General features: G+C 63.9%; 20 protein-coding genes. 14 read left to right on the top strand and 6 right to left on the bottom strand.

The features are described 5' to 3' along the window. Window positions 1-441: 441 nt before the first annotated feature. From FJ973_RS11585 to FJ973_RS11565, 5 genes are all read right to left on the bottom strand, one after another. A complete protein-coding gene (locus FJ973_RS11585) occupies window positions 442-1011 on the bottom strand; it encodes a DUF1254 domain-containing protein (RefSeq protein ID WP_140494730.1) in 570 nt (189 codons plus the stop codon). Further along, entirely contained in the window at window positions 1004-1588 is a 585-nt protein-coding gene (locus FJ973_RS11580) for a DUF1214 domain-containing protein (protein ID WP_140517961.1), read from the bottom strand. The genes FJ973_RS11585 and FJ973_RS11580 overlap by 8 nt, the downstream gene beginning before the upstream one ends. Before the next feature lie 133 nt (window positions 1589-1721). After that, window positions 1722-3875 (bottom strand): penicillin-binding protein 1A, encoded by a 2154-nt coding sequence (locus FJ973_RS11575; protein ID WP_140555850.1) that lies wholly within the window; start codon window positions 3873-3875, stop codon window positions 1722-1724. 206 nt (window positions 3876-4081) lie between these two features. Further along, window positions 4082-5014, bottom strand: coding sequence for a dimethylarginine dimethylaminohydrolase family protein (locus FJ973_RS11570; RefSeq protein ID WP_140494721.1), 933 nt, complete (start codon window positions 5012-5014; stop codon window positions 4082-4084). A 28-nt stretch (window positions 5015-5042) separates the two neighbouring features. Continuing rightward, window positions 5043-6632 (bottom strand): amidohydrolase, encoded by a 1590-nt coding sequence (locus FJ973_RS11565; RefSeq protein ID WP_181170894.1) that lies wholly within the window; start codon window positions 6630-6632, stop codon window positions 5043-5045. 75 nt (window positions 6633-6707) lie between these two features. Between FJ973_RS11565 and FJ973_RS11560 the strand changes: the two genes are divergently transcribed. The 5 genes from FJ973_RS11560 to FJ973_RS11540 all read left to right on the top strand — a co-directional run bounded on the left by FJ973_RS11560 (window position 6708) and on the right by FJ973_RS11540 (window position 11700). Further along, window positions 6708-7604 (top strand): LysR substrate-binding domain-containing protein, encoded by an 897-nt coding sequence (locus FJ973_RS11560; RefSeq protein WP_140494716.1) that lies wholly within the window; start codon window positions 6708-6710, stop codon window positions 7602-7604. A gap of 159 nt (window positions 7605-7763) precedes the next feature. Further along, window positions 7764-8858: an ABC transporter ATP-binding protein gene (locus FJ973_RS11555; protein ID WP_140494713.1), complete on the top strand. Its 1095-nt coding sequence runs from the start codon at window positions 7764-7766 to the stop codon at window positions 8856-8858. A gap of 69 nt (window positions 8859-8927) precedes the next feature. Next, window positions 8928-10040 (top strand): ABC transporter substrate-binding protein, encoded by a 1113-nt coding sequence (locus tag FJ973_RS11550; RefSeq protein ID WP_140494711.1) that lies wholly within the window; start codon window positions 8928-8930, stop codon window positions 10038-10040. A gap of 16 nt (window positions 10041-10056) precedes the next feature. Next, window positions 10057-10890 (top strand): ABC transporter permease, encoded by an 834-nt coding sequence (locus tag FJ973_RS11545; RefSeq protein ID WP_140517968.1) that lies wholly within the window; start codon window positions 10057-10059, stop codon window positions 10888-10890. Between the two features lie 3 nt (window positions 10891-10893). Next, window positions 10894-11700 carry an ABC transporter permease gene (locus FJ973_RS11540; protein WP_140520723.1) on the top strand — a complete coding sequence of 269 codons (807 nt, stop codon included), beginning with the start codon at window positions 10894-10896 and terminating at the stop codon, window positions 11698-11700. Between the two features lie 44 nt (window positions 11701-11744). On the opposite strand, the gene FJ973_RS11535 is transcribed toward FJ973_RS11540, so the two are convergent. Then, window positions 11745-12533 carry a fumarylacetoacetate hydrolase family protein gene (locus FJ973_RS11535; RefSeq protein WP_140555847.1) on the bottom strand — a complete coding sequence of 263 codons (789 nt, stop codon included), beginning with the start codon at window positions 12531-12533 and terminating at the stop codon, window positions 11745-11747. Window positions 12534-12789: 256 nt separating this feature from the next. Here FJ973_RS11535 and FJ973_RS11530 point away from each other — a divergent pair, with 256 nt between their 5' ends. The 9 genes from FJ973_RS11530 to FJ973_RS11490 all read left to right on the top strand — a co-directional run bounded on the left by FJ973_RS11530 (window position 12790) and on the right by FJ973_RS11490 (window position 20667). Then, on the top strand, window positions 12790-13197 hold the full coding sequence (locus FJ973_RS11530) for a DUF3168 domain-containing protein (RefSeq protein WP_140494704.1): 408 nt from the start codon (window positions 12790-12792) through the stop codon (window positions 13195-13197). Window positions 13198-13370: 173 nt separating this feature from the next. Beyond that, window positions 13371-13661, top strand: coding sequence for a hypothetical protein (locus tag FJ973_RS11525; RefSeq protein WP_140494702.1), 291 nt, complete (start codon window positions 13371-13373; stop codon window positions 13659-13661). Between the two features lie 73 nt (window positions 13662-13734). Beyond that, complete coding sequence (locus FJ973_RS11520) at window positions 13735-14400, top strand: response regulator transcription factor (protein ID WP_140555846.1); 666 nt, start codon at window positions 13735-13737, stop codon at window positions 14398-14400. 28 nt (window positions 14401-14428) lie between these two features. Continuing rightward, window positions 14429-15817, top strand: coding sequence for an ATP-binding protein (locus tag FJ973_RS11515; protein ID WP_281405892.1), 1389 nt, complete (start codon window positions 14429-14431; stop codon window positions 15815-15817). A 187-nt stretch (window positions 15818-16004) separates the two neighbouring features. Next, window positions 16005-16442: a hypothetical protein gene (locus FJ973_RS11510; protein ID WP_140517972.1), complete on the top strand. Its 438-nt coding sequence runs from the start codon at window positions 16005-16007 to the stop codon at window positions 16440-16442. A gap of 127 nt (window positions 16443-16569) precedes the next feature. Further along, window positions 16570-17724: a c-type cytochrome biogenesis protein CcmI gene (gene ccmI, locus FJ973_RS11505; RefSeq protein ID WP_140555843.1), complete on the top strand. Its 1155-nt coding sequence runs from the start codon at window positions 16570-16572 to the stop codon at window positions 17722-17724. Between the two features lie 14 nt (window positions 17725-17738). After that, the gene (gene ccmE, locus FJ973_RS11500; RefSeq protein ID WP_140494692.1) at window positions 17739-18182 is read left to right on the top strand and encodes a cytochrome c maturation protein CcmE; all 444 of its coding nucleotides are present in this window, start codon (window positions 17739-17741) and stop codon (window positions 18180-18182) included. Between the two features lie 29 nt (window positions 18183-18211). Then, a complete protein-coding gene (locus tag FJ973_RS11495) occupies window positions 18212-20203 on the top strand; it encodes a heme lyase CcmF/NrfE family subunit (RefSeq protein ID WP_140555841.1) in 1992 nt (663 codons plus the stop codon). After that, complete coding sequence (locus FJ973_RS11490; RefSeq protein WP_140517973.1) at window positions 20200-20667, top strand: cytochrome c-type biogenesis protein; 468 nt, start codon at window positions 20200-20202, stop codon at window positions 20665-20667. Before FJ973_RS11495 ends, FJ973_RS11490 begins: the two co-directional genes overlap by 4 nt. Window positions 20668-20731 lie beyond the last annotated feature (64 nt).

Below are 20731 nucleotides of genomic sequence, written 5' to 3'. Positions count from 1 at the left end.
GATACTCTATACACGCCTGACCATGCTCGACCGGAACCATGTCGGTTTCGCGATTGCCAAGAACAAAGATCAATTTAGCTGGGATCCGTTAGCGCTCCGTTAACCCTCTGCCGGCCTTAATGATATTTGGAGGCGTTGCGTTGTGCTCCGGGGCAACCGAGAGGAATACGCGAACCATGGGCATGGTACTGTCTTTCGTGCCGAGAACGGCACCAACCAATCGAGCAAAGCAAACCACCGAAATACCGGCGGCGGTGATCATCTTTCCCGGTATCCGCTATGAGCGGTCCACCGCGGGGGAAGCGCGGCCTGCCGGCCCTGACAAGCCGGGAACGCCACGCACGCCAGTGCCGCACCACTGAACGTTCTTGAGGCCGAGGCGGGAATCATCCCTGCGGCACCGCCCTTGATTGTTCTGATGCGGATTGTCCGGGCCGCGGTCTAAAAGTCCTGCAGCTCGCACGAACTCTGCTCCAGAAAGCGCGACACGATCGACTTCCAGCTGTCGTCCGGCACGAAGCTGCGGATGACGAATATGCCCTCGTCGATCGGCGCTTCGACGAAGATCGCTCCCTGAAGCTCCTCGGGAAGGTCCCTGCGCATGTCGATCATCTGCGCCGGCGTCAGCACCACGGCATCCAGCTTGCCCCCGGTCGCCGTGTGGTCGTTGAATGAATAGATGTTGTGGCCGTTGCGGTCATAGACAGACACCGACCAGAAGGGCACATTGCCCGGCGCCCTGATCCTCACCATTCCCTCATCGAGGTCGAACCGGCAAGCCGTCGCATAAAACAGCGGGTCGACCGATTTCACCACCGGCGCGCCGCCCGCCTCGGCATCGAGCCGGGTCATCCGGTAGAGATCCGACGCCATCGACAGCCGTGACCAGGCATCGCGTTCCGAGAATTCAGGCACCAGAAGCAGCACGACGATATGCACGATGCCGGCGCCGACGAGGCCGAGCAGGACGGCATGTAGAAGTCTGCGCGTCGCGGCATAGACACTACGCATCGCAGCTGACCTTGGTGATCTTGGGCAGCGACACATCCGACAGGCCGGTGCTGCTGGCGATCGGCGTGTCGTAGAATGTCAAAACGAAATACATCCTGCCGGAACCGTCGGTCAGCAGCCAATTGCCGGGCATCGGGTGATGGCCGACGGAAATGAGCACCGAATTGTCGGATTGGCGCAGCACGCCATAGGATTGAAGCGCGGCAACCCGCGATTTGCCGGTCTCGACCACGCTGAGCGATTGGTCGGCGGCATAGAGGGTCCAGAATCGGGCGGTCGGAAATCCGCCTTCGATCGTGTAGGTACATTCGCGCCTGAGTTCTCCGCCAGCTGCGTCGTCCTCGGCGACAAAGGACAGCCCTTCGGCGCGGCCGAGCGCGAGCACGCCCTCGCGCGCCACGCGGGCCTTGGAATAGGGGTCGGCTGCGGGTGTGCCGATATCGGGAAAGGCGGTCCACTGGCCGATCCTGATCGCCCCGACGCCGTCCTGCATTTTCAGCGCATACCAGACGCTGGCGCCGCCGCCGCCGATGGCTATGGCAAGCGAAAGCAGCGTCAGGAAGGCGTTCTTGAGCATGAAAGGCCGGGCGCATGAAGAATTGCCGCTCGGGGATATCGCGGCGCGGGGTCGTGTGGCAAGCCGCAGGACGCGGATTCGCAAGGTGTGGCTTTTCCATCTTCCCGAAGGCAGAAGGGAAGAGGCGCCGCGATCACAGCGCCGACAGCGTTTCGGGCGGAGCCGATGCACCGAGCCTGCGCGCCGTTTCGAACAGGTGGCTCATGTCCCTGAGCGTCTGTGTCGTCCGGCTGGACAGCACCGGCGGCCGTTCGGCGGCGGCATCGGCCGCTGCCTGTTCCTCGCTCTTCTTCTGCGCTTCCGCGGCCTTGGCCGCGATCTCCTCGTCGACGAAGGGCTTGTCGATGCCGGGGATAGGCTTGAGGTCGATGTTCTGATGCGCATAGACCATGAGCCGCTGCCACACCATCGCCGGCAGCGAGCCGCCTGTCATGTTCTTGGTCGGCGTGAAATCGTCGTTGCCCAGCCAGACGGCCGCCGTGTAGTTGCCGGTGAAGCCGACGAACCAGGCATCGCGGTAGGATTGCGTCGTGCCGGTCTTGCCGGCGACGACGATGTTGGGGATCTGCGCGCGCCTGGCGGTACCCATCGCCGGTACCGCGACAAGCATGGTGTTCATCGATTTCAGCGCCTGCTCGGACAGCACGCGATGCGGCGGCGGCGCATCCTTGGCGAAATCGTAGACCACCTCGCCGGTGCGGGTGACGAGCTGCGTGATGCCATGCCTGGAGCCGACGAAGCCGTTCTGCGCGAACACGCTGTAGCCCGTCGCCTGGTCCATCACGGTCATGCCCGAGGTGCCGAGCACCATGGTCTTGTGCGCTTCGAGCGGCGATTCCACGCCGAATGATTCCGCCATCGCCTTGATCGGCCCGATGCCGAGATAGTCCTTGGCAAGCCGCACGGGCACCGTGTTGATCGACTTGGCCATGGCCACGATCAGCGGGACCTTGCCCGCCGACTCGCCACCGTAATTGTGCGGCGACCAGCTGCCCCAGCTGATCGGCCCGCCTGATACGATCGAATTCGGCGTAAAGCCGTGCTCCATCGCCGTTGCATAGACGTAGGGCTTAAAGGAGGAGCCGGTCTGGCGCAGCGCCTTGGTGGCGCGGTTGAACTGGCTGGCGCCATAGTCGCGGCCGCCGACGATCGCGCGCACCGCACCGTTGGTCTCGATGACCACCACGGCCCCTTCGGTGACGTTGTACTCCTTGCCGAACTGGCGCAGGTGGAACTCCACCGACTCTTCCGCAGCCTTCTGGATGTTGGCGTCGAAGGTGGTGTGCGCCACCAGCGAGTGCTGCCCGGGCTTGGCGATCTTCTTCACCTCGTCGAAGGCCCAGTCGAGGAAATAATCGGGGCTCTTCTGTTCGCCGCGGTCGACGACATCGGCCGGATGCAGTCTTGCCTGCAGCACCTGGCCCTCGGTCATGAAGCCGGAATCGACGAGATTGGACAGCACCACATTGGCGCGCGCGCGCGCCGCCGGCAGGTTGATGTGCGGCGCGTATTTGGTCGGCGCCTTGAACAGGCCTGCAAGCATCGCCGCCTCGGCGAGATTGAGGTCCTTGACGCTCTTGCCGAAATAGAAGTCCGCCGCCGCCTCGATGCCGAATGTGCCGCCGCCCATATAGGCGCGGTCGAGATAGAGCTGCAAGATTTCCTTCTTCGACAGATTGGCTTCGAGCCACAGCGACAGGAAGGCTTCCTTGATCTTGCGCTCGAAGGTGCGCTCATTGGTCAGGAACAGGTTCTTGGCGAGCTGCTGCGTGATGCTGGAGCCGCCCTGGACGACGGAGTTTGCCCGCACATTTTCGAAGATTGCGCGCGACAGGCCAAGAACGTCGATGCCGTAATGGTCGAAGAAACGCCGGTCCTCGGTGGCAAGCACCGCCTTGATGACATGATCGGGCATTTCGTCGACCGGCACGGAATCGCGCTGGATGATGCCGCGTTGGCCGATCTCGTTGCCATAACGGTCGAGGAAGGTAACGGCGAAGTCGCCCTGGGCGCGCCAGTCGCCGGCCGTGTCCTGGAAGGCGGGAATAGCCAGCGCCAGCATGACGACGATGCCGCCGGCGCCAAGCGTGAAACCTTCGCTCAACAGCTCGACGATGCCACGGCGCCAGCCGTTGACGCGAAAGCGCCGCGAGAAAATCGTCGCGCCCTCCCAGAACTGGCGCGCCTTGAACCCGATCTCGTAGAGAGAGGAATCGATCCATGCGTCGAGCGCCAGCAGCCGAGCGGCGATCGCACCTCTTCTCTTGCGTGGTTCAGGACTGACCATTCAAAAACCCGGACGGCTATGGCACGGCCTGAAAACCAAGCGGGCAGTTTCAGGGCGACGCCGCCCTGACTATTCATCCATTTGCGGACGCCCACAAGGGTGGCGAGGACACACCTGCGGGGTTTGTTGATGGGGGCGGTTACAAACCGCCATTCACCCGCCTGACGCTGATCAGGCCGGCGAAGATGGGGGTTGCCGTTCCGGGCTCAGGCCGCCTCGCGCTTCAGCGCCTGCGCCATGCAGTGGATGCCGCCGCCGGTCTTGGAGATCTCGCTCATGTCGACGGCCGCCACTTCGAAGCCGCGCGCCTTGAGTTGACCGATCAGCGACTGGCTGGATGTCGGCGCGATCACCCTGTCCTTGCCCAGCGACATGAAGTTGCAACCGAGCGCCATCGTGTCCTGGAACGGCACGTCGATGATCTCGTGCCCTTTGCCCCTCAGCCAGTCGACGATCCCCGGCTCGGTGCAGGCGAGGCAGACGGCGGTGAGTTTTTCGGCGATCGGCACCACCATCAGGTCGATATGGACATAGTACTCGTCGATGAAGGCGATACGTGTTTCCCAGCCCTCCTTCTCGAACCACGCCTGTACCTGGCGGGCGCCTTCTTCCTGCGTGCGGGCCCCGCCGCAGCCGATCAGCACCACGCCGTCCTCGATGACGTTGAAATCGCCGCCCTCGAAGGTGCCCGCGGTGACCATGTCATAGATCGGGATGCCGAGTTTTTCATAGGTGCGGATGGCGGCGTAATTCTCGCCGCGCCGCCACCAATTGGCCATGGCGGTGATGATGGCGCCGTACGGCGTCATCACGCTCGAATCGCGGGAGTAGACCTGCATCGGCAGCTCCGGCGTCGGCTCGTGCCAGTGGATGTTGACGCCGAAATGCTCGTAGGCCGCGACCAGATCCTTGTGTTGTGCCTGCGCGATCTGGATGTTGCAGGGCGCCTCGCGCAGGTGCTTGCGCGACAGGGAGCTGGTCGAGAGATGGCGCAGGAAATTGGGCGAGCCGAGCAGCACGTCGGTCAAGACGTCGGTCTCGTTGGCGAAACCCCATGATGTCAGCGGCTTGGTGCCGCCGGCTGGGTTGCGGCGCTGCAGCGAAAACGGCTCGGCGATGATGCGGTCATGAACGGTCATGCGGTTCTCCTCGTATGGGCGTTTGCGGTCATTGCTTGCTTGGTATCCACCAGTCGCGGCCGCGCGGCGTGGTGACATATTCCGGCCAGCGGAAGTCGATAGGCGGATCGTAGTCGCAGAGCGGGGCGATCCAGGTCGAACCCCCAATGCCGCCGCCGGTTCGGGTAACGAACTCGTCCATCGCCATGTCGCACGCGGCCTTGTCTTCCAGCAGGCGAAGGGCGGATAGCGCGACGGTCTTCGCCGCGCAGATGACCATCGGGTCGATAGTGGCCGGGATGCCGCCCAGCGCGTTCATCGCCCAAGCTGGAAAAACATGACCGTTTGCCGAACGCAGGGCAGGGCGGGCGACATAGAAACGCGCCGTCGGCGTGTGCCAGCTCATATCGGTGTAGTCGTCCGAGGTCGAGTTCACCTGCGACGGCGGCAGGTCGCGACGCAGGATCGCCTCAGCCTCCTGTGGTGCAATCAGCCGCTCCAGCTCGTCGATGAAGGGGTTTTCGCTCGCCACCCCACCGGCATTGACCTGGATCTCGCGGGCGATCTTCTTCGCCGCCTCGTCCCAGCGGGGCGGGCCGACGCTCGCCAACGCCTCATAGGCGATCCCGGCCATGGCATGATTGGCCAGCCCCGGCCGCGACTTCGAAACCCAGTGCCGTTCGTAGCGGCAGCCGCTGATCGCGACGGCGGCCGAGGCGTTTCGGTCGAGCACGGCGGTGACCTGCTCGGCCATGGCGATGGTCGGAACACGGATCATGTACTGGATCTCGGCAAGGCCTGCCGGCAGATTGTCGGCGGTGGCCTGGCCCGCCGTCAGGATCGCCTCGCTGATCGACCAGCCGCCCTGGTGCGGCAGCATGGAATCGCGCAGCGCCTTGGAGGCTATGTACATCGTCATCAGCGCGTCGTTGGCGCCGGGCGCGCGAACCGCCGAATGTGCCTGCGGGATCGGGGCGCCGTCGCCGGCGGCGCGTGCCCAATTCTCGGGCTCATCGCAGATGAAGCGATAGATCATCGCGTAGGCAGCGCCGCAATGGGTGTCCCAGCGCGCAGTGTTGCAGAGCGGCAGCATGTAGAAGGGATGGAAGGAGATCATGCCGGCAAGGCCGTCATAATAGCCTTTGGCTGCATGGATCGGTTTCGAGCCGCGCACCTTCTCCGCCGGCTCGCCGGTGAAGCGCAGCGTGCCTGCAATGCCGTGGCGCTGCATGGCGGCCTTTGTGGCGAGCAGACCGCCCAGGCTGGCCATGCCCAGCCCCGAGTGCGGATCGGTATGGCCGCCGGCTTCGGAGCCGAGCCCTGGGCGGGGCCGCTTCACCGTGGCAGCGTCCTGGCAGTTGCCGGGCACGGCGTCATATTCGGCATACATGCCGATGGTCGGACCGTCCCCATTGGTCCAGTGGGCGCAGAAGGCCGTCGGCATGCCCGCGGAGCCTTCCTCGACCGCAAACCCCTCGCGCTTCAGCCGATCGACATACCAATCTGCTGATTGGTACTCGCGCCAGGCGGTTTCGCCGAAGTCGAAGATGGTGCGCGTCCAGGCCGACAGCAGCGGCTGGATGCCGTCGAGGCAGGCAAGAGCGGTTTCTTGCGCCGATGTCGTCACCGGTTTTTCCATGCGCCAAAGAAAGCAGTGAAGCGGCTTCCCAAAAAGTGATATGTTTTCCCGGTTCGTGCAAATTCGGTTCACCTCTTGAGAATTCCATCGACGCAGGCGCTCCGCGCCCTCGACAGTTTCGCCCGTCATGGCAGCGTCTGGCGCGCCGCCGACGAATTGCACCTCACCCGCAGTGCGGTCAGCCATCAATTGCGCTTGCTCGAACGCGACCTCGGCTTCGATCTGCTGGAGCGCATCGGCAAGGGCGTGGCGCTGACACCGCGCGGCCAACGCTATGCCGCGGACGTGCGCAAGGCGCTGACCGTGCTCGGCGACGCGGTGGCGCAAAACGCCGGCACCGGGGTCGGCGGCTCCTTCGCAGTCTCATGCACACCAGGCTTCGCCTCGCTGTTCTTGTGCACCCATATCGGCGAGTTCCGGCAGATGTATCCTGATGTGGCGCTGAGCATACTGACGCCCCGGCGGCTCGACGACGTCAGCAATCCGGACGCCGACGCCTTCATTGCCTTTGGCGTCGGCAACTGGCCGAACCGCGTGGTGGAACTGCTGTGCGATATCTCGTTCACGCCGCTCTGCAGCCCGACGCTACTCAACAAAGTGGGCGGCTTTTCCAAGCCGGCCGACGTCCTGCGCGCCAACCTGCTGCATCTTGGCGATACGGAGGACTGGGCGCGCTGGCTGGCGCTGGCCAAGGTCGAGAACCCCGACACCGAGGGCGGCATCTTCTTTTCCGACATGAACCTCGTTTTCTCGGCGGCGATTGCCGGCCAGGGCATCGCCATGGGGGACGAGCTGACCAGCCGCCGGGCGCTGAGTGAGGGCCGGCTGGTCAAGCCGTTCGAGACCTCGATCCCGTCGCCGCGTTCCTATTTCCTGGTTTCCGAGCACGCCAAGGCGGGTCACCCTGTGCTGGAGGCGTTTGGGGGATGGTTGAGGTCGAAGCTATCGGAGAACAGGTTGCGGACATATTGAGATCAACTGATCTCCCCCAGGAGAGGTGAATTTTCGCGGCTCCAGCGTCGCCGGCATTCGCCATAGATGAATCAAATTTGCCGATCAGGCGAAAACTATTCGGTTGCGGTGAGCCTTCGCGCTGCCTACGATTTCCCCAGCCACCAAGGAAGAGGCAGGATGCAGCAACCCGGCCGGGCCGCAGAGATCAAGGCGAACGGGATCGGCAAGAGCTTCGGCTCGTTCCGTGCGCTGGACAATCTGACGCTCAATATCGGCCGCGGCGAGTTTTTGACGCTGCTCGGCCCCTCCGGCTCCGGCAAGACCACCTTCCTAATGATCCTGGCCGGCTTCCTGCAGCCCAGCGAGGGCCGCCTGTTCAGCGACGGCGTCGATATTACCGACCGGCCGGCCGAGCAGCGCGCCGCCGGCATGGTGTTCCAGGGCTATGCGCTCTTCCCGCATATGAGCGTCGAGCAAAACATCGCCTTTCCCCTCAAGGTTCGCAAGAAATCTGCCGCCGAGATCAAGCGTAGCGTCGGCGAGATGATAGAGCGCGTCGGTCTGCTCGGCCACGAGAAGAAGCTGCCGGCGCAGCTTTCCGGCGGCCAGCAACAACGCGTGGCGCTGGCCCGCGCGCTGGTGTTCGAGCCGGGCGTGCTTTTGCTCGACGAGCCGTTCTCGGCGCTGGACAAGAGCCTGCGCGGCCAGATGCAGGCCGAGATGAAACGTCTGCACCAGGAGACCGGCACCACCTTCGTCTTCGTCACCCACGACCAGAGCGAGGCGCTGGCGCTGTCCTCGCGTGTCGCCATCTTCAACCATGGCAAATTGTTGCAGGTCGGAGCGCCTGACGAGGTCTATGACCGGCCCGCCAACCGCTTCGTCGCCGAGTTCCTGGGCGAGATCAATATGCTGCCGCTGAAGGGCGTGCGCGTCGCCGACCATGGCGCGACCGCGCTCTGCGAAGACCGGGCAATCAAGCTGCGCGGCAACGCCGAAGCAGTGGATGGCAATGCCATCCTGGCGATCCGGCCAGAACATATGTCGATAGCGCGCGAGGCGGCGGCAGGCGAGAACGGCATAGCTGCCACCGCGATCGGATCGACCTATCTGGGCGCGGCGACCAAACTCGACCTTACGACACGCCAAGGTGCGAAGGTGACCGTCTCTGTGCCGAACGAGGTCGCGGCCGCGGCACTCAGCAAAGGCAATTCCGTCTGGCTGACCTGGCCGGCGGAAAAGGGTTTCCTCCTTCCGGACGGAGGGCAATGAGCACCGGCGCGGCCTGAATTCGCCGCACCGGATTCCGGATTCGATCAACGAAAACAAAGGGGAACTAACATGAACGATACCAAAAAACAGGCCATCGAAACGCTCTCCGAAAGGACAAGGCGCGGTGAGATCTCGCGCCGGCAATTCACGCAACTTGCAGGCCTCGTGCTTGCCGGCACGCCGCTGCTGCTGCGCTCGACCAAGTCCTTCGCCGCCGCGAAGGAACTGGTGCTGGTCAACTGGGGCGGCGACGCCATCACGGCTTACGACGCCGCCTATGGCCAGGCTTTCACCAAGGACACCGGCATCACCGTCAAGATGGATGGCTCCGGCCCGACCGAAGGGGCCATCGCGGCACAATTTAAAAGCGGTGCGCCGACCTGGGATCTTGTCGACGTCGACCCGTTCTCGGCCATCACGCTTGGCGCGCAAGGCATGCTCGAGCCGATCGACTACACAATAGTCGACAAGAAGAAGATGCGGCCGGGTTTCGGCTGGGATTACGCCGCCTCGACCTATTTCTTCTCCTATGTGATCGCCTACGATTCGCAGAAATACGGCAGCAATGCCCCGACCGGCATGGCCGATTTCTTCGACGTGAAGAAATTCCCCGGCAAGCGCTCCCTCTACAAATGGGGCGTGTCGAGTTGGGAGGCGGCTCTTCTCGCCGACGGCATCGCGCCGGCGTCGCTCTATCCGCTCGACCTCAAGCGCGCGCATGACAAGATCGCCGCGTTCAAGGAGAACGTCGTCGCCTATTGGGGCGGCGGCGCGGAAAGCCAGAGCGTGTTGCTCAACGGCGAAGCCTCGATGGCGATCGTCTGGTCGACGCGAGCCTCGCTGATCGAGCAGGATTCGGGCGGTCAGATCAAGTTCATCTGGGACCAGGGCCTGATTTCGCCCGGCGCACTGGCCGTGTTGAAGAACAACCCCGGCGGCAAGGACGCGGCGATGAAGTTCATCGCCAGCGCGCAGGACCCTGCAAAGCAGCTTGTCATGTTCGACAAGCTCGGTCAGGGCCCGGCCAACCCGGCTGCCGACGCTCTGGTTCCCGCCGACAAGAAGCGCATCAACCCGGTCGATCCCGAGAACATGAAGAAGCAGATCCCGCTCGACATGGACTGGTACGCCAAGAATTACGGGGCGGCGCTGGACGAATATACCAAGATCATCTCCGCCTGACCGGCGCTGGGCTGACATGAGAGGCGTTCTCTCGGATAGGATGGGCGCGGCGCTGCTGATGGCGCCGCTGCTCCTGTTCCTTGGCCTCGCCTATGCCTGGCCGTTCCTCGGCGTGGTGAAGTGGAGCTTCACGCTGCCGACGCCGGGGCTTGGCCAGTACGGCGCGCTGATAACCGACCCGCTGGTACAGTCGGTGTTCGTCCGCACGCTGCGCATCGCGGCGATCGTCACCGTTGTATCGGTTGCCGCTGCCTACGCCATCACCGTGGTCTGGGTGCGCGGCAGCCCGGCGCAGCGGGTGCTGGCCGAATTCTGCATCCTGGTGCCGTTCTGGATATCGGTGCTGACGCGCGCCTTCGGCTGGGTGGCGCTTCTCTCCAACCGCGGCCTGATCAACACCTGGCTGCAGTCGATCGGCTTCATTGGCGAACCGCTGACGCTGGTGCGCAACGAATTCGGCGTCATCGTCGGCATGACGCACTTCCTCATTCCTTTCGCCGTCTTTCCGCTGGCGTCTTCCATGCGCAGCCTCGACGAGCGTGTGCTGCTCGCCGCGCGCGGGCTGGGTTCCAGCCGCATGCGCACCTTCTGGACGGTGTTCGTGCCGATGACGCGCTCCGGCATCATCGGCTCCGCGCTGATCGTCTTCGTCTTCTCGCTCGGCTTCTTCGTCACGCCGGCGATCCTTGGCGGTGGCCGCAGCGTCATGATCGCCGAACTGATCTATCTCCGCATCTTCCAGAGCCCGGACTGGGGGCTGGGTGCTGCCATCAGCGTGGTGCTGGTGTTGTTCGTCGGCATCCTGATGGCGCTGCTCTTCCGCTACGTCAGACCGAAGCAATTGGTGTAGCCTATGCCGACCTATCGCCCCGGTCCCGTCTCGCTGGCCCTCGCCGTCCTGGTGGCGCTGTTCCTGCTCCTGCCGCTGCTGGCCGTGATCCCGGTCTCGCTGACGCCCAGCCGCATGCTGGCGATGCCGACGGGCGAGTTGTCGCTGCGCCACTACCGCTCGCTGGTCGAGGATCCGCGCTGGCTCCAGTCCATCCTGCTCTCGATCAGGATCGGCATCGTCAGCAGTGTCATCTCGACGGTGCTGGCACTGTGCTTCAGCCTTGGCGTGTGGATGTTCCAGCCGCGCTTCACCGCGGCTCTGGTCGGCTTCGTGCTGTTGCCGATGGTGGTGCCGCCGGTGGTCTCGGCGGTGACGCTCTATTTCCTGCTCACCTCGATCTCCGGCGTCAGTTCCTTTTTCGGCTACGACACCTGGCTGGGTGTGGCCATGGCGCATTCGGTGATGACGGTGCCCTTCGCCACGGTGCTGATCCTGGTCTCCCTCAGCCAGCTTGACCGCCGTATCGACCTCGCAGCGCGTGGCCTTGGCGCCAGCGTCTGGGAGCGCGCCACGCGCATCATCATGCCCAACATCAAATTCGGCATCGTCACCGCGGCACTGCTGTCCTTCGTGCTCTCCTGGGAGGAAATCGGCGTCACGCTGTTCATCACCTCGGTCAACGCCATCACGCTGCCCAGGTTGATGTGGATGGGTCTGCGCGACAATATCGACCCGGCGATCGCGGCACTTTCAGTGATCCTGATCGTCATCACCGTGCTGGTGCTTGCAGTGCGCAGCGTTGTGGTGCGGCTGCGTGGAGGACAATGACCGGGGCCTGTCTGCCTCAGGGGATTGTCACAGGGGTAAAACTCCTAGCAGAAGCGCACCGAGACCCGGCCGAACCTGCCCAAATCGCCGATGACTTCGTCGCCGGCCTCGACATTTATCGGCGCCACGCAGGTGCCGGTTATCACCACTTGCCCCGGCTGGAGCGTTATGCCCAGCCCCGACAGTTCGTTGACGATCCAGGTCAGCGCAACACGCGGATCGCCCAACACGGCTGCTCCTGATCCGATATGCTGCGACTTTCCAGAGACAGAAGCGGCCACCGGGTGCTTCGCGAAATCTACGTCACGCCAATCGTCTTCCGCCGCCTCGCCGATGACGAACAGATTGGCACAAGCATTGTCGGCGATGAGCTGCGGCGCGCCGACAGCGCAGAAATCGTCATAGCGGGAGTCCGGTATTTCGATCGCCGGATGCAAACTCGCCACGGCGTCCACTACATCACCGATTTCATAAGGCGCCGGGCGAGGCGGCAACTGACGGCCGAACCGGAAGGCGAATTCGATCTCGGCGACACGCATCTTGCTTGTCGCCAGGGAAACGGAGCCACCGACCTCGACCGCCTTCTCGGCGAGGAGGCGCCCGGCCATCGGGCCGTCGACGTTGATATGCCGCTGGCCGGCCAGGCTGGTTGCCGCGATCTTCCAGCCGAAGAGCGGAGCCACTGAGCGATCCATGACGTGCGACTGGATGGCGTAGCCTTCGGCCCGCGTCTTCGGCCGCAATTCCTCGGGTATGGCGTCGAGGCGGGTGCCCTTGTCCCAATGGCCTACCAGGAGGCGCGACGCGGCCCTGGCCTTTTCTGGATCGAGCATGATCAGCTCCTGAAATTAGGAAATGCGGCGCTGCCGGGCGTTGCTGATGCTTGCGGTTCGCAAAGGGTACCCGCTATTCATCGTCGCTGACGAGATTGTCGGGAAGTCGTATTTTCGAGATCATCGACATTCATCATCGTGACAACGAATCGGCAATCGTGTTCGTTCGGTAAATGGCTATATATGGCAAAGCGTCTGGAGTGCGGAAGAGCTTCTGGCGAGCAGGGTCGATAGCGCACCGGGTGAGGGAGAAACGATGACGGCGCCCGGCGATTTGCAACAGGCACTGTTTCTGAGGCTAAAAAGCGATCCGTCCCTGTCGGCTCTGCTGGGCGGCGCCGGACTGCGCGAACAACCAACCGACAACGTCGCCTTTCCCTATGTGACATGCGGCCAGACCTGCGCCTTTGACTGGGACACCGGGGCCGAGAACCGCGACGATCAACTTATTACGCTGCATGTCTGGTCGAAGGCCCATGGCGAAGCCGAAACGCGGGCCATCATGGATGCCATCGAGGCGCGCCTTGCCGACGCGGTGCTGGAGGTCGGCGCTCGCGGCCAGACACGCCTGTCGCTCGAATTCAGCGAGGCGCGGTATGACGAGGAACTGCTTGTCCATCACGGCCTGCTGCGTTTTCGGGCGCTGACCCAGGAAAACGCCTGACGCGCGCTTTCAATATGAACGAAACGGAGTCTAGACTGGAACTTCATGGGTTTCATCGGGTTGGGCGGTGAAATCTCAATTTGTTTGTCTCGCATTGCAGGGGTGGCGAGCATGGTTTCAGCGGCGATCACCGTTCATTTCACGTTCAGCGCCGATGCGTTACAACGCTGGCCATGAGAACGCTTCGCTCCCATTTCCGAACCGCGACCCTGGCGCTCTGCGCGGGGCTGCTTGCGGTGCCGGCAAGCGTTGCGCCGGCAGCCGCGCAGGATGAATCGATTGTCGTGGCGGCGGCCGACTGCTACGCGATCGGCCAGCAGGTGGCCGAGCAGAATGGCGGGACGCTTGCCAAGGCCTCGCAGTCGACGCGAGGCGGGCAGCCGGTCTGCGTCATCGTCGTGCTCGTTCCGGGCAAGAACGGGCAGCGTCCGCGCCGCTCCGAGATCGTCGTCCCGCAGAACTGACCCCCCGTCGTTTCCCAGGCCGGCGGAATCGGCCTATAGCTGAAGCAATCGGTCAACAGGCAGTGGTCTTCGCATGCGCGTACTGGTCGTCGAGGATGACAAGGATCTCAACCGGCAGATATCGGATGCGCTGGTCGACGCCGGCTATGTCGTCGACCGGGCATATGACGGCGAGGAGGGCCATTTTCTCGGTGACACCGAGCCCTACGACGCGGTCGTGCTCGACATCGGCCTGCCGCAAATGGACGGCATCAGCGTGGTCGAGCGCTGGCGGCGCGGCGGCCGCAAGATGCGGGTGCTGATCCTGACCGCCCGCGACCGCTGGAGCGACAAGGTCTCCGGCATCGACGCCGGCGCGGACGACTATGTCACCAAGCCGTTCCACATCGAGGAGGTCCTGGCGCGGGTCAGGGCGCTGATCCGCCGCGCCGCCGGCCACGCCTCATCCGAACTGACCTGCGGGCCGCTACGCCTCGACACCAAGGCCTCGAAGGCCGATGTCGCCGGCGTGCCGTTGAAGCTGACATCGCATGAGTTCCGCCTGCTTGCCTACCTGATGCATCACATGGGCGAGGTCGTCTCGCGGACCGAACTGGTAGAGCATCTCTACGACCAGGATTTCGACCGCGATTCCAACACGATCGAGGTGTTTGTCGGACGGCTCCGCAAGAAAATGGGCATCGACATGATCGAAACCGTGCGCGGCATGGGTTATCGCATGCGTGAGCCGGAGGCGTAAGGCGGAACCGCTCCCTACCAACCCAACCGTGAGCAAGCGGCTCTCGCTGCGCTTGTGGCCGCGCTCGCTGACGTTCCGCGTCATCGCCTTTTCCACGGTCTGGGCGATCCTGACCCTCATCGTCATTTTCACCCTCATTACCACGCTCTACCGCCAGGCCAGCGAGCGCGGTTTCGACAGCCTGCTTTCTGCGCATCTGTTCAACCTGATCGGCTCCATCGGCATTTCCGACACCGGCGCGCTCACCGGCGCTCCGGATCTCGGCGACCTCCGCTTCTCGGAACCGAATTCGGGCTGGTACTGGTCCGTCGAACCCGCCTCGGAAGGGGTGCACGGCAATCTCCACTCATCGTCGATGACCAAGACGATCCCGTCGCCCGATGTGGCGGACGTTCCCTTCAACGCCAATTTCCAGCGCAGCTACGCGGCGCAAGGCATCGATGGCGAGGAGTTGGTCGTGTTCGAGAGCGAATTCGTTCTCGATGCCAAGAACCGCGCCGCCCGCTTTCGCGTCATGGGCAACAAGACCGAACTGGAACAGGAGATCGCCACCTTCCAGCGCCGCCTCCTGACCTACCTTTCCCTGTTCGGCGTCGGCATGATCGCCATCAACGCCATCGCCATCCTGCTCGGCCTGCAACCGCTGCGAAGGGTCAGGAACGCGCTCGCCATGGTGCGCGAAGGCACCGCGCAAAGACTTGACGGCCAGTTTCCAGCCGAGATTGAACCGCTTGCCAACGAAACCAATGCCTTGATCGAGAACAACCGGCGTATCGTCGAGCGCTCGCGGACTCAGGTCGGCAATCTCGCCCATTCCCTGAAGACACCGCTGGCGGTGCTGCTCAACGAGGGGCGGGCGCTTGGTGGCGCCAAGGGGCAACTGATCGCCGAACAGGCCGCTTCCATGCAGAAGCAGGTCGATCACTATCTCCAGCGCGCCCGCGTCGCGGCGCAGCGCGACAGCGTCGTCTATCGCACGCCGATAGCGCCGTTGGTGCAGCGCATGGTCAGGGTCTTGCAGAAGCTCAATCCGCAGACCAACCTGTCGTTGTCGCTGCCGCCGATCGAGATCGTCTTTGCCGGCGAGCGCGAGGACCTCGAGGAGTTGCTCGGCAATCTGCTCGAAAACGCGATGAAATGGGCGAAGAGCGCGGTTTCGATTTCCGTCGTTCCCGTGGGTGACAAGGACGACAACATGTTCGAGATCGCCATCGAAGACGACGGACCGGGCATACCCGAGGAAAAAGCGCGCGAAGCGTTGAAACGCGGACGACGCCTGGACGAGACCAAGCCGGGCACGGGTCTCGGCTTGGCCATTGTCGCCGACCTCGTCAACGAGTATGGAGGCATACTGCTGCTCGAACGGTCCGGCATGGGCGGATTGAAGGCGGTAGTGCGATTGCGGAGCCTTCAGTGATGCCTTTCCCCGGCCGATCGACATTGACGGGCTGGGCATGTTATGGCGGGGCACCGATTGGCTCCGTAGCGGGCCCAACGGCCAAATTTCCGACAAATATCAACATTATAGGCTCGCCGACTTCTCCGATGACGCGGCCCCCGGCTCATCCATGACAGGCTCCAGCTCAAGAAAACCGGTTGTTGGCATGAAGATTCGCGTCGCGCTTGTTTCCGCATTGATGGCCGTTTCTGGCTGCACCACCTTGGGCGGCAAGGCTCCCACCATCGCTGCGACGCCGGCCTCGACGCCATCCGGCGGCGGCAAAGTCGCCACGACGATTATCTCTGCGATGGGCGGCGGCCTCATTGGCGGGTCGATCGGCAGCGGGCTTAGCGACGCCGAAAAGCGCAGCGCGCTCGAGGCTGAATACAAGGCGCTCGAATACACCACGAGCGGCCAGAAGGTGACGTGGAAGGGCACCCAGGCGTCCCGTTATGGCGAAGTGGTTCCGGCTCAGCCCTACCGCGTCGGCTCACAGGACTGCCGCCAGTACACGCAGACCGTCTTTACCGGCGGGGCAGGCGTCACGGCGCGTGGAACGGCTTGCCGCAACGCCGATGGCAGTTGGACGCCGCTCACCTGACAGGCTAGCCGGTCCATTTCGGACCCGGCCGGTTGATGTCGATGAAGGATATGCGGCGCGCCCGCCGTCAAAGCGTCGCAGTATGCTTGTGTTGGCAGGGCAAGGCTCTGCCGTTATTGGAAGAACCATGCTGTTCTGGGTCATAGCCGCAATCCTAACGCTGGGCGCCAGCCTGGCGGTGCTGCTGCCGCTGGCCGGTGGCGCCAGAAGCGCGTCTTCGAGCGGCGAGCACGATCTGGAAGTTTATCGCGACCAACTGTCCGAACTCGACCGCGACGCCGCCCGTGGCCTGATCAAGCCTGCCGAAGCCGATGAGGCGCGCGCCGAGATCGCCCGGCGCATCCTTCGTCTCGACAATGCGGACCAGACCGGCAGCGCATCCGTCGGACGTACATCCGTCGCGACGCGGCTTGTCGCCACCGCGGCCGTGCTGGCGGTGCCGCTGGTCAGTTGGGGCCTCTACATCAACATAGGCTCGCCCGATCTGCCCTCGCAGCCGCTCAGCGAGCGGCTGGCCAAGAATCCGGCCGACAGCTCGGTCGACGAACTTGTGGCTCGCGCCGAAGCCCATCTTGCCGCCAATCCGTCCGACGGCAGAGGATGGGACGTGCTGGCGCCGGTCTATCTGCGCATGCAGCGCTTTTCCGACGCGGTCGCCGCCTATCGCAACGCCATTCGCCTCGACGGCGACAGCGCTGTTCGCCGGGCCGGTCTCGGCGAGGCGATCGCCAGCGCGGCCGGCGGCATCGTTTCGGCGGATGCCCAGGAGGCCTTCGAGGCGGCCCTGAAACTTGACCCGGCCAATGCCAAGGCCGGCTTCTACCTGGCTATGGCCTTGGCGCAGGAGGGCCGCAGCAAGGAGGCGGCCGCGGCCTGGCAGGCGATGCTGGGCACGCTGCCGAAGGATTCGCCATGGCGCGGCGCGATCGAGCAGGCGCTGGCCAAGTCCGATAGTTCCGGCGCCGGCAATGCAGGCATCGCTTCGAGCGAGCCGGCAAACGGACCGACCGCGGGCGATATCGATGCCGCTTCATCGATGTCGCCGCAGGACAGGGAAGCCATGATCAACACCATGGTCGCCGGGCTCGACGAGAAGCTGCGGCAGAATCCGCGCGACCCGGAAGGATGGATGCGGCTCGTTCGTTCCTACATCGTGCTGGGCAAGGCCGACCAGGCGCGCGAGGCGCTGAGCCGAGCTATTGCCGTCTTTGGAGCCGACAGTGACGAAGCCAGGAAATTCACCGCTTTTGCCGCTTCGCTCGGCCTGACGGCGACGCAATAGGGCTGGACCGGACAATGACACGCAAACAGAAACGATTGTCGGTGATCGCGGGCGGCCTGGCCTTCCTCGGCGCCGCCACCGGCCTGACATTCTATGCGCTCGGCCAGAAGGCGTCCTATTTCTACATGCCCGCCGATCTGGCCACGGCGACGGTGCAGCCGGGCCAGCGCATCAGGCTGGGCGGCCTGGTGGAAAAAGGCACGATCCAGCGCGGGCAGGGGGCGACAGTGGCGTTCTCGGTGACCGACACCCATAAATCGGTCAAGGTCACCTATACAGGCATCCTGCCTGACCTATTTCGCGAGGAGCAGGGGGTCATCACCGAGGGCACGTTCGGCCCGGATGGCGTCTTTGTGGCCGACAGCGTTCTGGCCAAGCACGACGAGCGCTACATGCCCAAGGAAGTGGCCGATGGGCTGAAGGCCAAGGGCGTTTGGCAGGAGAGCAAGAGTGAATAGGCAGGCTCGATATAGCCGGGTTGGCGATCATGGTTGAGACCGGACATTTCGCGCTGGTCCTGGCCTTCGCGCTGGCGCTGGTGCAGACGGTGGTGCCGCTGTTTGGCGCCCGCACCAACAATCAGCGCCTGATGGCGGTCGGCGCTCCCGTCGCGATCACCGGCTTTGCCCTGACGGCGCTGTCCTTCGCCGCACTGGTCAGCGCCTATGCGAGCTCCGATTTCTCGGTCGCCAGCGTCTGGGAAAATTCCCATTCGCTGCAGCCGATGATCTATAAGATCACTGGAACCTGGGGCAATCACGAAGGCTCGATGCTGCTCTGGGTGTTGATCCTGACCTTCTTCGGTGCGCTGGTCGCCGCCTTCGGCTCCAACCTGCCGGCGACGCTACGCGCCAACGTGCTTGCCGTGCAGGGTGCGATCGGCGCGACATTCTTCCTGTTTATACTGGCAACATCCAATCCCTTCGCCAGGCTTTCACCGGCGCCCATCGAAGGGCGCGATCTCAATCCCATCCTGCAGGATCTCGGCCTCGCAGTGCACCCGCCACTGCTCTATCTCGGCTATGTCGGCTTCTCGATCTGTTTCTCCTTCTCGGTAGCCGCGCTCATCGACGGACGCATCGATGCGTCCTGGGCGCGATGGGTGCGGCCGTGGACCCTGGTCGCCTGGATGTTCCTGACCGGCGGCATCGCCATGGGCTCGTACTGGGCTTATTACGAGCTCGGCTGGGGCGGCTTCTGGTTCTGGGATCCGGTCGAGAACGCCTCCTTCATGCCCTGGCTCGCGGGCACCGCGCTGCTCCATTCGGCCATCGTCATGGAAAAGCGTTCGGCGCTGAAGATCTGGACGCTGCTGCTCGCCATCCTGACCTTTTCACTGTCGTTGCTCGGCACCTTCCTGGTGCGTTCGGGCGTCCTGACCTCGGTGCATGCCTTCGCCACCGATCCGACGCGCGGCATCTTCATCCTGTGCATACTGACGCTGTTCATCGGTGGATCATTGACGCTGTTTGCACTGCGGGCCTCGAGGCTGACGGCCGGCGGCCTCTTTCATCCGGTTTCGCGCGAAGGCGCGCTGGTGCTGAACAATTTGTTCCTGACCACGGCCACCGCCACCGTACTCGTCGGTACGCTCTATCCGTTGGCCGTCGAGGCCCTTTTGGCCGACAAGATTTCGGTCGGCGCGCCGTTCTTCGACCTCACCTTCGGACCGCTCATGGTGCCGTTGCTGGCCATGGTTCCGTTCGGGCCGCTGCTGGCCTGGAAGCGCGGCGACGTCTTCGCCGTCGCGCAGCGCCTGATGGCAGCTTTCGCGGCGGCGCTTCTGACAACGCTGGTCACCGCCCTGTTCATCAACGGCGCTTCGGTATTCGCAGCCCTTGGCGTGGGTCTTGCCGTCTGGCTGATCCTCGGCGCTCTCACCGACCTCGCCGTCAAGGCGGGGTTCGGCAATGTGGCTGCGAGGGTCATGGTCAGGCGCCTGCTCGGCCTGCCGCGCTCGGTCTTCGGCACAGCGCTTGCCCACCTCGGTCTTGGCCTGACCACGCTTGGCATCGTCGGCACGCTTTGCTTCGGCACCGAGAAGATACTGTCGATGCATGCCGGGCAAACCGTCGAATTGTCCGGCCACACTCTGCGTTTCGTCGGGCTCCATCCGGCGCAGGGACCGAATTACAGCGAGGATCGCGGTCGCTTCCAACTGATCGGCGTCGGCGGCAGTCCGGTTGGCGAAATCAGCTCGGCCAAGCGCTTCTATCCGGTACGCCAGACGACGACGACGGAATCAGGCATCAGGACGATGGGCCTTTCGCAGCTTTACATTTCGCTCGGCGACGAGGGCAATGACGGATCGGTCGTGGTGCGCCTGTGGTGGAAACCGCTGGTGACGCTGATCTGGGGCGGCGGCCTGGTCATGATGGTTGGTGCGGCCATGTCGCTGATGGACAGGCGCCTGCGCGTCGGCGCACCCTCGCGCCGCCGCAAGCAGGCCGGCGCCATGAGCCCCGCGGGCCTGCCATGAAGGCGAAGTTGTCCATCGCGTCGCTCGTGATGGTGCTGGCGCTGTCCTTTGCCGGCACGGCGCTGGCGGTGAAGCCCGACGAGATGCTTGCCGATCCGACGCTGGAAGCGAGGGCGCGAGCGCTGTCGGAAGGGCTGCGCTGCATGGTCTGCCAGAACCAGTCGATCGACGAATCCGATGCCGACCTTGCCCGTGACCTGCGCGTTCTGGTGCGCCAGCGCCTGGTCGCTGGCGATACCGACAAGCAGGTGATGGACTATGTGGTTTCGCGCTACGGCGAGTTCGTGCTGCTGAAGCCGCGCTTCGACCTGCGCAACGCTCTGCTTTGGGGCACGCCGGTGATCCTGCTTTTGGCCGGTGGCCTGTTCGTCGTGATCAGCGCGAGATCGCGCCGGACACTGGCGACAAAATCCCTCTCCGCCGACGAGCGGGCGGCACTGGAGGCGATCCTGCGCCGCGATTGAGGGCAGGCGGCGATCGTTCGCCAACATTACCAAAGTTTCATGCGTCGGAAATGGCGTCGTAATG

The organism is Mesorhizobium sp. B2-1-3 (assembly GCF_006442495.1).
Classification (GTDB): domain Bacteria; phylum Pseudomonadota; class Alphaproteobacteria; order Rhizobiales; family Rhizobiaceae; genus Mesorhizobium.
The sequence above is the reverse complement of the archived record's forward strand: the minus strand, read 5'-3'. Positions and strand labels throughout refer to the sequence as shown.

What these genes read in the sequence shown, in the direction of transcription:
- FJ973_RS11520 (WP_140555846.1), top strand. Translation starts at nt 13,735, where the DNA reads ATGCGCGTACTGGTCGTCGAGGATGACAAGGATCTCAACCGGCAGATA.
- ccmE (WP_140494692.1), top strand. Translation starts at nt 17,739, where the DNA reads ATGACACGCAAACAGAAACGATTGTCGGTGATCGCGGGCGGCCTGGCC.
- FJ973_RS11535 (WP_140555847.1), bottom strand. Translation starts at nt 12,533, where the DNA reads ATGCTCGATCCAGAAAAGGCCAGGGCCGCGTCGCGCCTCCTGGTAGGC.
- FJ973_RS11585 (WP_140494730.1), bottom strand. Translation starts at nt 1,011, where the DNA reads ATGCGTAGTGTCTATGCCGCGACGCGCAGACTTCTACATGCCGTCCTG.
- FJ973_RS11540 (WP_140520723.1), top strand. Translation starts at nt 10,894, where the DNA reads ATGCCGACCTATCGCCCCGGTCCCGTCTCGCTGGCCCTCGCCGTCCTG.
- FJ973_RS11495 (WP_140555841.1), top strand. Translation starts at nt 18,212, where the DNA reads ATGGTTGAGACCGGACATTTCGCGCTGGTCCTGGCCTTCGCGCTGGCG.
- FJ973_RS11550 (WP_140494711.1), top strand. Translation starts at nt 8,928, where the DNA reads ATGAACGATACCAAAAAACAGGCCATCGAAACGCTCTCCGAAAGGACA.
- FJ973_RS11575 (WP_140555850.1), bottom strand. Translation starts at nt 3,875, where the DNA reads ATGGTCAGTCCTGAACCACGCAAGAGAAGAGGTGCGATCGCCGCTCGG.
- FJ973_RS11510 (WP_140517972.1), top strand. Translation starts at nt 16,005, where the DNA reads ATGAAGATTCGCGTCGCGCTTGTTTCCGCATTGATGGCCGTTTCTGGC.
- FJ973_RS11555 (WP_140494713.1), top strand. Translation starts at nt 7,764, where the DNA reads ATGCAGCAACCCGGCCGGGCCGCAGAGATCAAGGCGAACGGGATCGGC.
- FJ973_RS11530 (WP_140494704.1), top strand. Translation starts at nt 12,790, where the DNA reads ATGACGGCGCCCGGCGATTTGCAACAGGCACTGTTTCTGAGGCTAAAA.
- FJ973_RS11490 (WP_140517973.1), top strand. Translation starts at nt 20,200, where the DNA reads ATGAAGGCGAAGTTGTCCATCGCGTCGCTCGTGATGGTGCTGGCGCTG.
- FJ973_RS11525 (WP_140494702.1), top strand. Translation starts at nt 13,371, where the DNA reads ATGAGAACGCTTCGCTCCCATTTCCGAACCGCGACCCTGGCGCTCTGC.
- ccmI (WP_140555843.1), top strand. Translation starts at nt 16,570, where the DNA reads ATGCTGTTCTGGGTCATAGCCGCAATCCTAACGCTGGGCGCCAGCCTG.
- FJ973_RS11580 (WP_140517961.1), bottom strand. Translation starts at nt 1,588, where the DNA reads ATGCTCAAGAACGCCTTCCTGACGCTGCTTTCGCTTGCCATAGCCATC.
- FJ973_RS11565 (WP_181170894.1), bottom strand. Translation starts at nt 6,632, where the DNA reads ATGGAAAAACCGGTGACGACATCGGCGCAAGAAACCGCTCTTGCCTGC.
- FJ973_RS11545 (WP_140517968.1), top strand. Translation starts at nt 10,057, where the DNA reads ATGAGAGGCGTTCTCTCGGATAGGATGGGCGCGGCGCTGCTGATGGCG.
- FJ973_RS11570 (WP_140494721.1), bottom strand. Translation starts at nt 5,014, where the DNA reads ATGACCGTTCATGACCGCATCATCGCCGAGCCGTTTTCGCTGCAGCGC.